This window comes from Bacillus sp. TE9106W, assembly GCF_054062215.1.
This window is the reverse complement of sequence record NZ_JBSSFA010000002.1, coordinates 309,241-321,050: the sequence shown is the minus strand read 5'-3', so window position 1 is coordinate 321,050 and position 11,810 is coordinate 309,241. Positions and strand designations below refer to the sequence as shown.

The following is an 11,810-nucleotide window of genomic DNA, read 5'->3' as shown; positions in this document are numbered from 1 at the left end:
TGGTTTATAGTGAGAAAAACACCAGCCTAAAAAAGGACAGGTGCTTTTCCTCAAAAACACTCAATTATAAATTTTTTCCAGCAGTCCAACCACCATCAATTACAAAATTAGAACCAGTAATAAAGCGGGCCTGATCAGAAATCAAATACTCAATACATGAAACAATATCCTGCGGCACCCCCCAAGTATCTAAAGATTGATTACTTTTTATCATAGACATCAAGGCTTTATTACTAAAGTATTCTTCTGTAAGTTCAGTTCTAATAACACCGGGAGAAATGCTATTTACCCTTATATTTTGCTTCCCAAATTCCATAGCCATCTGTTTAGTCAATCCGATTAAAGCATGCTTTGATGCAACATAAGCAGCTCGCTCTGGTTCAGCAATTAATCCAGAAACCGATGCTATATTCACAATACAACCTTTTATTTTCGATTCACACCATCGCCTAGCTACTTCCCTAGAAAGGATAAATGGGGCTACTAAATTTACATCAATTACTTTTTTAAACATATCATCGGATAAATGTAAAACAGGTGTTATCTCTCGAATACCAGCTGCATTTATTAATATATCAGGAGAAAGCTTTTCTAAATCTAATTGAGTAAAAAGATTATGAATCGCTTCGCTATTACTTAAATCAATTTGTACTACTTTTAAAGACATATCTGTTTTCATATAATCTATTAAATTATTATTATTAATATCAAGCGCTATTACATGAAATGATTTTTCTAAAAAGTATTTTATACAAGCATGACCTATACCGCTATTGGCTCCAGAAATCATAATTATTTTATTCTCTCTCATTTTGTCTCCTTATAAGAAAATGTTACTAATAAAATATCACGAAAAGCCTCCGTACTACATTCTGTTCCAAGTGGCGTTACGGCATGGAAGACCTTTTGTCCAAATACTAAAGTTTCTAAAGGCTCCTTCAAACTTATAAACTGATTAATTTCCCGAGGAGAATTAGCTATTAAATTATCTCCGCCAATAGCTGTATTACTTAAATTCATAAGGTGTAAAAACACTACTGGTTCATCATCTTTATGTAACCAGATAGGTGAACTAAAAGATGGTCTTTCTTTAGTAGCTTTATATCTTACTTGATGTAAACCTATAATTAAATCTTTACTTGTATCTATTATATTTGTTTTAAATGCAAATTCAGTATCGAAATGCAAAATATCCTGAATTAAAGGATTATATAAAAAACTATCATTTATACTATTGAACTGTCTAACTTTTCCACCATCATCATAATTATATTCTTTAGACTGGAAGTAATCATTACTATTATCTAAAATATAATCTGGTGAATCAGCATACTTTATATACCTTGAGTAAGATCTAGCACGGCATTCACCGTACGCATCATTTTCCAAATTATAATAATCTAACTGTGCTTGTGTTAATAAACTATGATTCTCTTCCTCTTGTAAAAAGATATCATTTGAGATTTCAAGGAATCCTTTAGATTCAAATTCATGTACCTTTTCTTCTATACTAAAGCCACTCATTTTACTAAGAACAAACGTCATTATAAAAACCTCCACACTATTGTATTTTTCTTTCTCACCCTATGTTAGAAATGCATACGTAACCGAGATTCTTGCTTAATAAAATAAAAAATTATGATATTCAATTAATACACCAAATGAAATATATGTAATTCATTCAAATTATCTCATAAACAATATTATATATCTCTTCGGATATTTTTTGTAATTATCTGATGATTTATCAATATCAGTCCTAATATTCAAAATAATATAACTATTTTTTCAGAAAGATAAAACTTCGAGTATTTCCATTACTTATGTATATAACTTTTTAAAATTATATTTCAAATATAGCTAGTTTTTTATAAATTTTTTGATATAATTACTTACGGGAAAAGGGAAGAATTTTGTCTTCCCTTGTGTTTTTATTTGCATCTAGTACTTTTGCTAGATGCCTTTTTTATGCTAAAAAAGCATACTTACATAATCCAGCCTCACCTTCTAGTTTATATTATTTCTGAGTATGCTCTAAAGTGCGTTTTCACTCATTCTCTATAAGCAATTGCATTTGGCAACTATAAGAATCCGTACTAAAAAACTCATCTAACAATTCCACTTCAATGCAATTTTTGATTGTTACATTATTTTTCTCTATATAATCTTTTAATTTCTCCATACTTTCTTCTTTATTATTCTTTTTATAGGCCAGTGTCAAATAGTTACCTTCTGGTAATATATCTATATTTTGCTCGTTCTCTGTGTAATCATATTTACATAACACAGAAAAAGCATACTTTGGTTCAAACCTGTATTTTGAATGAATGCTATATGCTATACCAATCTCCATCGTTGTTTCTAAATTTCTCTCCTGAATCATTTTATCTACATCTGAATAATAAAGGAATTCTTTAAAATTACCCACTTCTTTGCATGGAGCAGTGACGATATAACGTTGCTCAAAATACTGTCTTGTTATTTGATTATGTACTAGTACCTTTTTGGCGATTTGTACACTATTATCTAGTTTATCAATCGTATGAATGACTGCTTGCATCTCTTTTATTTTTTGCTCAGTTTCTTCTCTTTTTAATGCTAAAAATTTTAATAATTCATTCATATTCTTTTCAGTAAAAATTTTTTGCAGTTCTTTCGTACTCGTTCCTAAAGCTCTACAAACTTTAATTATATCAATATAAACAAATTGATCTACCGAATAGTATCTATAACCCGTTTTTGTATCAATGTATACGGGGATAAGAATGCCTGTTTGATGGTAATATCTTAAAGCTTTTATTGTAACACCTTTCATATTAGCAACTTCACCAATAGAAAATAAATTTTCCAATTTATATTGCCCCCTTATTCTTGACTCTCCTCTTAAGGGAGACATTATTATTTTATCGTTAAAGTTGATGGAAGGATAATAAAAAATAGGTGCCATTACAATCATCGAATTTATAAAAAAGAGGTTAAAATAGATGAGACATTATGAAGTCATTGATTTAGAAAATTTCCCAAGAAGAAACTATTATGAGTATTTTATGATGACAGACACAACGTTTGAAATGACAGTAAAAATTGATGTTACTCAAGCAGTAAAAAAATGTAAAGACGAATCTATAAGTTTTTATGCTTACTCAATTTTGAATTTGACTGCGTCGGTTAACAAGATCCCGAATTTGAAGTATGCCCATAGAGATAAGAAATTAGTAGAATGGCAAGAATTAGTGCCGACATTTACGAACTTTAATCATGAAACAGGGCTATTTTATAGTTTATGGTTAGAAGAATTAACAGATTATAAATCAGTTGATCGTGAGTACAAAAGGCTTATAAAAGACTACGCAAATACAACACATATCGCACCAATGGGAGTTGTTCCACTAAACGTGGTAAATATTTCATCCATTCCTTGGATGCATTTTGAACATTTTTCATCTCATCAAGGAGCTATCAAAAATAATTTAACACCTATGATTACTATTGGAAAGTACGAGAAAGTTGGTTCACAATTGTTAATGCCAGTGAATATTAAAGTTCATCATGCAACAGTAGATGGCTATCACGTATCGTTGTTTTTTGACGTACTACAACGTGAAATGAACCGTTAATTTTTATTGCTAAATTTAATAAAAGCGTAGTATAAAAAAAGAGGGAATTTCTACAAAGCACTTTCTATAGGACAAACCATTGTTTCTAGCTAACTAATTCAATGAAAGAAGGATATAATATGAAAATTGATAGACCAAAAATTTCGCCAGAGTTATCTTTAAAGAGTTTTCACGATATTTTTTATGAAGAAGATCCAACATTAGAAATGTGTGAAATTATCGATTCTACTTTTGAAAATGAATCTGTCGATAGAGTGCGTTTATATAGTGCAGTGATAAAAAATTGTAAGTTCACGAATACAGACTTTAGCAATATTGATATTACAGATGTTTGTTTTGAGAACTGTGATTTATCAAATGTTAATTTAAGCAATTCTTCTGTTCACAGAGTCGAATTTAAAAACAGCAAATTAATTGGAGTTAATTTTACAGAATCTAGCTTAGGGAATGTTGAATTTGAAAATTCAATTTTGAATTTAGCCTCATTTGGAAATTCTAAGCTAGAAAAGATTATATTTAATGAAACTTCATTAAATAATGCAGACTTTTTTGACTGTAAGCTAAAGAAGGTTGAATTTGATTCATGTAGCCTTAACGAAGCAAATTTTGATCAAACATCACTAAAAGGTATAGATATTAGTTCTTCTACTTTTGATACACTTACCGTTTCCGTGAACGACCTAAGAGGATGTAAAGTATCATCATATCAAGCTATTCAGTTTGCATCTTTATTGGGATTAATAATTAAAAATTAGTCATAAATGTAAAAAGGTATCCTCGTACTTGAAAGGATACCTTCTTTTTATCTCTATTTTTGTTACAGTTTTGTATCGTATTCTTTCCATCAACTTAGTGCACTTCAACAATTGTACCATCTTCAAATACTTTGAATACACCAGTAAATCCTGATCCAGCTGCACCTTCTATTTTATATGTCGTACGCACTCTAATTTGATAATATTTCTTTCCATTCTCTACTTGCGTATTTTCTAGCGTGTAATCATAGTTTTCTTTATATTCATTTTTAATATATTCTTTCGCTTTCTCAAAAGTAAATGCATCTTGATTCTTTTCTGCCTCTACTTTTTGGTTCTTTTCTGTTACTACCTTTTGACTCGTTACTGCACTTGTTTTTTGTGCCTTCGCTGTCGCTTTACTCTTTTCAGTTTTTTCTTCTTCACCAATTTTCGTAACTAATCCTACTGCTTTTTTATTATATTCTTCAAGGTTCTTGTTATCTTTTGTTTCTAAAACTAGCTTATTTAATGTCTCTTTCGCTTCTGCATAATTTTTCTTATTTATTAGCTCTTCACTTTTCGTCAGTTGCTCGCTATACTTCTTTTTTTGTTCTAAAATGGCTAGTAATGCTGTTCGTTCTTCCTTGGCCTGCTTTATCAGTGTAGTATTTCCATCCTTCATATTCTCTACTTTTTCAAATGATTGAATTGATTCTTCTATCTTTTTTTCTTCTTTTAACTTCACTGCTTCCATCATGATTTTCGTTTGTTCTACAAGCACTATTGCACCTGAATCGTCTTTTTTCTCATCCAGCGCTCGCTCAAATGATGATAAGGCATTTTTATATTCTTTATTCGTTAACGCGGTCTTCCCTGCATCTATTTCTTTTTCAAAATCTCCATTACTACATCCTGCTAATATTAAAAATGTAATTCCAATTACCGTTAATAACTTCCTCAATGTTTCTCCTCCTATGCATTCCTAAAACAATAACGTCATATGTATAAAAGTCTGTGTAGTAATTAGACTGAAAGTAAATATGTACTTTGTGTGCGGGAAAGGAAGTACATTTCATTTACTATCATTACTTAAAACCCCTAAATAGTTGGTAGTTGGTTTTCTTCTTCTTTTAAGACAGAAAGGAATTTTAATAATGTGCGTAAAGCTCTCACCAGACTCTTTACTACACACACTCTTATACACATAGAAAAACTATTTTTAGTTTTATATTTTTTAGCTTTATACATTCTCGGACGATTTGATACGCATCTCAATCCGTAACATACCGAAAAACAATAGAAAACAAAATGTAACACAAGTTACATTTTGTAACTTTTCTGTAACACAAATGTAACATAAGAGTTTTGAATATACAATAGTTTTTTTACATTATTTTCCCCTATCTACATTTTAAGGTGTTAATACAGTGCTAAAACGAGTTTCATCTCCCACCTGCTATTGGACCTATCATCCTTTGAATACTTTAGGAAAAAGCCCTCTTTCTTAAAGTCCTCAAATTAGTTCCATAGATAACTCTTTTTTCACCCAAACATTACGAAGACCTTTTACTTTCATAGCTTTCACATTAAATATATAATAAAGTTAACTTTTTTGATATCACCGCATGAGGAAAAAAGGATGAACTTTGTCTTCCTTTTTGTTTTTTATTTACATCGAGTTCTTTTGCTAAATGTCTTTTTTATGCCAAATAATATAAAAAAGGTATCCCCAAGTACTTTGAGAATACCTTTTCACTTTCACTATCTTTGTTTTTTTCTACCTAATACGAGTAATCCAAAACTCATCATTACAAGAAGTGCTCCCATATATGGTTCCACCGGCATTTTCTGCCCTGTCTTCGGCAATTCTTTTCCAGATGTCTCTGGATCTGGTGTTCCTGGTCTTTCTGGATTCGTTGTTCCAGGCTTCTCTGGATCCGTTGTTTCCGGTTTTTCTGGATCTGGTGTTCCTGGTTTTTCTGGATCCGTTGTTTCCGGTTTTTCTGGATCTGGTGTTCCTGGTTTTTCTGGATTCGTTGTTTCCGGTTTCTCTGGACCTGGTGGTGCTAAAGGAAGCAATTTATTTAACACTTCTAATTGAACTGAACTTACCATCCCTTTTTTGATTTCAAACGGAATTGGATTTGTTAATTTTTCATATCCTTTTGGTGCTTCCACTTCCACAAGTGTGTAGTTACCTACTGGTAAATCTGAAATATTTGCTTTTCCTTCTTTATCTGTTGTTACTTTCGTTACTACTTGTCCTCCTTTATCATGAACTTCAAAAACAGCCCCTGATAGTACAATTTTGCTTTCAGCATCCACTTTTGTAACTTCTACTGAACCTTTGTCTAATAAGTCATTCTCTACTTTTATTGATAAGACTTTCGTCATACCTTTTTTAATTTCGAATGATACTGGTTCTGTTAGTTTTTTGTATCCTGGTAAGCTTTCTTTCTCTACTAATTTGTACTTTCCTACAGATAGATCTGAAACGTTTGCTTTTCCTTCTTTATCTGTCGTTACTTCTGTTACTACTTTGCCTTGCTCATCTTGTACTTTGAAGACTACGCCTTCTAATACTTTTTGACTGTCTTTATCTACTTTTGTAATTTCTACTGAGCCTTTGTCTAACATTTCGTTTTCTACTGTTAAAGCAATAGATTTTGTCATACCTTTTTTAATTTCAAATGGTACCGACTTTTCTAATTTTTTGTATCCTGGTAAGCTCTCTACTTCTACTAGCTTGTACTTTCCTACAGATAAGTCTGAAACGTTTGCTTTTCCTTCTTTATCTGTTGTTACTTTTGTTACTGCTTTTCCTTTTTCGTCTTGAACTTCGAAGACTACACCCGCTAACGGTGCCTTATTATCTTTATCTATCTTCGTTATCTCTACATTTCCCGTATCTACCATTTCATTTTCTATTTTTAGTGATAGGACTTTCGTCATACCTTTTTTAATTTCAAACGATACTGGTTCTGTTAATTTTTTGTATCCTGGTAAGCTTTCTTTCTCTACTAATTTGTACTTACCTACTGATAAATCAGCAATTTTTGCTTTTCCTTCTTTATCTGTTTTTACTTCAGTCACTACTTTGCCTTGCTCATCTTGCACTTCAAATACTACGCCTTCTAATACTTTCTGACTGTCTTTATCTACTTTTGTAATCTCTACAGAACCTTTATCTAACTGTTCATTCTCTACTTTTAGTGATAAGACTTCTGTCATACCTTTTTTAATTTCAAACGATACTGGCTCTGTTAATTTTTTATAGCCTGGTAAATTTTCTACTTCTACTAATTTGTAACTTCCTACTGATAGATCTGAAACTTTCGCTTTTCCTTCTTTATCTGTCGTTACTTTCGTTACTTTCGTTACTTTCGTTACTACTTTGCCTTTTGAATCTTGCACTTCGAATGTTACGCCTTCTAATAACGCGCCACTTTCTTTGTCCACTTTTGTAATTTCTACTGAGCCTTTATCTAACTGTTCATTCTCTACTTTTAATGATAAAACTTCTGTCATACCTTTTTTAATTTCAAACGATACTGGTTTTGCTAGTTTTTTATATCCTGGTAAGCTTTCTACCTCTACTAGCTTATATTTCCCTACTGATAAATCTGAAATTGTTGCTTTTCCTTCTTTATCTGTCGTTACTTTTGTTACTACTTTTCCTTTTTCATCTTGCACTTCGAAGACTACGCCTTCTAATGCTTTTTGACTGTCTTTATCTACTTTTGTAATTTCTACATTACCCTTGTCTAACATTTCATTTTCGACTGTTAAAGCAAGAGATTTTTTCATACCTTTTTCAATTTGGAAAGTAATTGGATCTACTAATTTCTTATATCCTTTTGGTGCTTTCACTTCTACTAGCTTATATGTTCCAACTGATAAATTAGTAACTTGTGCTTGTCCTTTTTTATCTGTCGTTATTTTAGCGACTACTTGTCCTGCTTCATCTTGAATCTCAAATACTGCATCAGCTAAAGCATCTTTATTTTCTTTATCTACTTTTGTAATTTCTACATTTCCTGTATCCACTAATTCATTTTCTACTGTTAGCTTTAGCGCTGTTACTCTACCCTTTTCAATTTCGAATGAAATTGGCTTTTCTAGTGGTTTGTATCCTGCCGGTGTTTCTACTTCCACCAACTCATACTTCCCAATAGATAAATCTGCAACGTTTGCTTTTCCTTCTTTATCCGTCGTTACTTTTGCAACTACTTTTCCTTTTGAATCACGTACTTCAAATACAACATTTTCTAATGGAGCTTTACTATCTTTATCTATTTTTGTTATCTCTACATTCCCTGTATCCACCATTTCATTTTCTACTTTCAATGATAGAACCTCGGTCATGCCTTTTTTGATTTCAAATGATACTGGTTTTTCTAACTTTTTATAACCTGGTAAACTTTCTACCTCTACTAATTCATACTTTCCTACAGGTAAATCTGAAATATTTGCTTTTCCATCTTTATCTGTCGTTACTTTTGTAACTTCATTACCCTTTTCATCTTGGACGATGAATGTTACTCCCGCTAACGGTGCTTTATTATCTTTATCTATCTTTGTTATCTCTATATTTCCCGTATCTACCATTTCATTTTCTATTTTTAATGATAGAACTTCGGTCATGCCTTTTGTAATTTCAAACGATACTGGCTCTGTTAATTTCTTATAGCCTGGTAAACTTTCTTTCTCTACTAACTTGTACTTCCCTACTGATAAATCAGAGATTTTTGCTTTACCATCTTTATCTGTTTTTACTTCCTTTACTACTATTCCAGCTTCATCTTGCACTTCAAAGACTACGCCTTTTAATGCTTTTTTGCTGTCTTTATCTACTTTTGTAATTTCTACTGAACCTTTATCTAACTGTTCATTTTCTACTTTCAATGATAGGACTGTTGTCATACCTTTTGTAATTTCGAATGATACTGGTTCTGTTAGCTTTTTGTAGCCTGGTAAGCTTTTCGTCTCTACTAATTTGTACTTTCCTACTGATAAATCAGAGATTTTCGCTTTACCATCTTTATCTGTTTTTACTTCTGTTACTATTTTGCCTTGCTCATCTTGCACTTCGAAGACTATGCCTTCTAATACTTTTTGACTATCTTTATCTATTTTTGTAATTTCTACTGAGCCTTTGTCTAACTGCTCATTTTCTACTTTTATTGCTAAAGCTTTTGTCATACCTTTTGCAATTTCAAATGGTACTGGTTCTGTTAACTTTTTATAACCTGGTAAGCTTTTTGTCTCTACTAATTTGTACTTTCCTACTGATAGATCTGAAACGTTTGCTTTTCCATCTTTATCTGTTACTACTTTTCTTACTACTCCATCTTTCTCATCTTGGACTTCAAATTCGACACCCGCTAATACTGCCCCGTTTTCTTTGTCCACTTTTGTGATTTCTATATTACCTTTGTCAACCATTGCATTTTCCACTTGTATTGGGAATATGCCGTCCCCTGTTACATTTACTTCGAACTCTGTTTCTTTTAATTGGTATCCTTCAGGCGCTTTCGTTTCTTTTAAAATATATTTCCCTGGTGCTAACGGTTTAGAGATTACCTTACCATCTTTATCTGTAACAATATGTTCGACTACTACACCGTCTTTTACTATATCAAACTCTGCATTTGCTAATGGTTTTTCACCATTTTCCGAATCAATTTTCTTTACTTCAATTTGACCCTTTTGCATAGTATTTTTAATTTCAATTGTTTTTGTTTCTCCAGCTTGAAGTGTAACCTCTACTGAGCTTGTTAATTTTTGATATCCTTCTGGTGCTACTGTTTCATAAACTTTATATGTCCCGGGAGCTAAAGTTTGAGGTACTGAAAAACCTTTTTCGTCCGTTTTCAATTTTGCAACAACTTCATTTGCACTATTTCGAACTTCAAATTCGGCACCTTTTAACCCTTTGTTCGGATTCTCAGAATCTATTTTATGAATCGATACTGTACCATCTTTTGGAGCTTCAGGCGGTGTAATGGTTACTTCTTTTGATGTTAATGTTTTATCATCAAAATGTAATTCCGCTTTATTAGGAATCCTCTTATCTACGTAAGAAGATAAGTCTGCATTATTTTTGATTTTCGCCTTGATACTGAGGTTAATTATCTGGTCTTCATATGACTTATAGTCAAAATTCTCACCAAACGTAAATGTTACTTCACTTCTTTGTTTATCTATATTTAACGTTCCTTTAGAAGTAATATCTTGGCCATTTTGATCATACACTTTTGCCTCTAATACTTCTAAAACATCTTCTAAATCATCACTAATTACCATTGATGTGTATTTAGGAGGATCGTTTGGTATATGTGTACCAACTTGGTATTGAATAACTTGATCCATTTGTGTTAGCTGCTCATTCTCTACAAGTTTGCCATTCTCATCAACTATATTTTTTTCAATGCTAGGTGGATGATCGTCACCTGAACCGGTTCCTCCCCCACCACTTACGAATACTTGTCCTACTTTTTCTTCAGTTTTAATATTTTTCCCTTCTAATTTCACTGTATTTTTATGAGGCTTTGCAGCAGGATTAGTAATCTTTGTTTTATATCTTAAAATATAACCTTTTGAACTGTCTGGAAACTCAATTGTAAATCCAGTCTTTGTTGCATTTATTTTAATGTTAGATAAATCTGCTGGCTTAATATTTGTTGGTACATAACCATCTTCAAATACAGCCTCTTCTAATACTACACTGTCTGTAATTAACTCATGCCCAGGTCCTAATGTATCTGTTAATTTAAGATCTTGCATTTCTGTTCCAGTTGCATTTACATATACAAGCCAATCAGCAATGGACGGATCTTCTTGATTATAAGAACCCCATTTCAATAGATTATCTGTATTGGGCTGTGGCTTCGGTCTCTCTGTCGTATTATTTACACTTACTTCTTTATTGACGATTTGACCATCAACGTTAAATTCTAATGGGATTTCTTTAACACCATCATATGCTTCTAGACCAAAGTAGAATTCTACGAATAAAGAACCTTTAATGTTATTCTTTCCTTCTACGTAATCACCCATAGTACACGTCAATAGACCCTTTTTCATCTCACATGTACCAACTGTTTTTCCTTCAGCATCTTTTAAAGGAAAACTCATATTCATAAGGTCTTTTCGAAACTCTTTTGGCATATCAATTGTGAATTGATCTCCACTTTTTATTTTTTCTTTAGCTGACCACTTCACTTCTACTTTCATTCCATCTGAGGCTTGATACGGTTCAGATGTCGTGCCATCAGTACGGGAAATATTAATTTCGTCCACTGGACTTTTCATCACAGCAGCTTGAATAACTGGAGCCCACACATTCAGCACTGAAAATAATACTAGAAAAACTAATGAAACCATTGAAATGTGCCTTTTAGTACTTTTCATTTGCATAGTTCCCTCCTAAATTTTTATATTTATATAACAAAAA

Annotated in this window: 7 protein-coding genes; 2 read left to right on the top strand and 5 right to left on the bottom strand. The window is 31.9% G+C overall.

Annotated features, from left to right (window positions below):
• Nucleotides 1-64: 64 nt before the first annotated feature.
• From ACVWY7_RS05210 to ACVWY7_RS05200, 3 genes are all read right to left on the bottom strand, one after another.
• Nucleotides 65-811, bottom strand: coding sequence for an SDR family NAD(P)-dependent oxidoreductase (locus ACVWY7_RS05210; protein ID WP_001208946.1), 747 nt, complete (start codon nt 809-811; stop codon nt 65-67).
• Nucleotides 808-1,545 (bottom strand): 2OG-Fe dioxygenase family protein, encoded by a 738-nt coding sequence (locus tag ACVWY7_RS05205; protein ID WP_000144817.1) that lies wholly within the window; start codon nt 1,543-1,545, stop codon nt 808-810. The genes ACVWY7_RS05210 and ACVWY7_RS05205 overlap by 4 nt, the downstream gene beginning before the upstream one ends.
• A gap of 502 nt (nt 1,546-2,047) precedes the next feature.
• The gene (locus tag ACVWY7_RS05200; RefSeq protein WP_431174522.1) at nt 2,048-2,851 is read right to left on the bottom strand and encodes a MerR family transcriptional regulator; all 804 of its coding nucleotides are present in this window, start codon (nt 2,849-2,851) and stop codon (nt 2,048-2,050) included.
• A 133-nt stretch (nt 2,852-2,984) separates the two neighbouring features.
• Between ACVWY7_RS05200 and ACVWY7_RS05195 the strand changes: the two genes are divergently transcribed.
• The gene (locus tag ACVWY7_RS05195; protein ID WP_001216761.1) at nt 2,985-3,617 is read left to right on the top strand and encodes a CatA-like O-acetyltransferase; all 633 of its coding nucleotides are present in this window, start codon (nt 2,985-2,987) and stop codon (nt 3,615-3,617) included.
• A gap of 119 nt (nt 3,618-3,736) precedes the next feature.
• Entirely contained in the window at nt 3,737-4,372 is a 636-nt protein-coding gene (locus ACVWY7_RS05190; protein WP_000687259.1) for a pentapeptide repeat-containing protein, read from the top strand.
• Between the two features lie 94 nt (nt 4,373-4,466).
• Here ACVWY7_RS05190 and ACVWY7_RS05185 read toward each other — a convergent pair whose 3' ends face one another.
• Both ACVWY7_RS05185 and ACVWY7_RS05180 read right to left on the bottom strand, forming a co-directional pair.
• The gene (locus tag ACVWY7_RS05185; RefSeq protein ID WP_456523697.1) at nt 4,467-5,315 is read right to left on the bottom strand and encodes a hypothetical protein; all 849 of its coding nucleotides are present in this window, start codon (nt 5,313-5,315) and stop codon (nt 4,467-4,469) included.
• Between the two features lie 800 nt (nt 5,316-6,115).
• The gene (locus ACVWY7_RS05180; protein ID WP_456523696.1) at nt 6,116-11,773 is read right to left on the bottom strand and encodes a SpaA isopeptide-forming pilin-related protein; all 5,658 of its coding nucleotides are present in this window, start codon (nt 11,771-11,773) and stop codon (nt 6,116-6,118) included.
• Nucleotides 11,774-11,810: the final 37 nt, after the last annotated feature.

Excerpts from the sequence above, each read along its gene's own strand:
- ACVWY7_RS05195 (WP_001216761.1), top strand. The coding sequence starts at position 2,985 with ATGAGACATTATGAAGTCATTGATTTAGAAAATTTCCCAAGAAGAAAC.
- ACVWY7_RS05210 (WP_001208946.1), bottom strand. The coding sequence starts at position 811 with ATGAGAGAGAATAAAATAATTATGATTTCTGGAGCCAATAGCGGTATA.
- ACVWY7_RS05180 (WP_456523696.1), bottom strand. The coding sequence starts at position 11,773 with ATGCAAATGAAAAGTACTAAAAGGCACATTTCAATGGTTTCATTAGTT.
- ACVWY7_RS05205 (WP_000144817.1), bottom strand. The coding sequence starts at position 1,545 with ATGACGTTTGTTCTTAGTAAAATGAGTGGCTTTAGTATAGAAGAAAAG.
- ACVWY7_RS05190 (WP_000687259.1), top strand. The coding sequence starts at position 3,737 with ATGAAAATTGATAGACCAAAAATTTCGCCAGAGTTATCTTTAAAGAGT.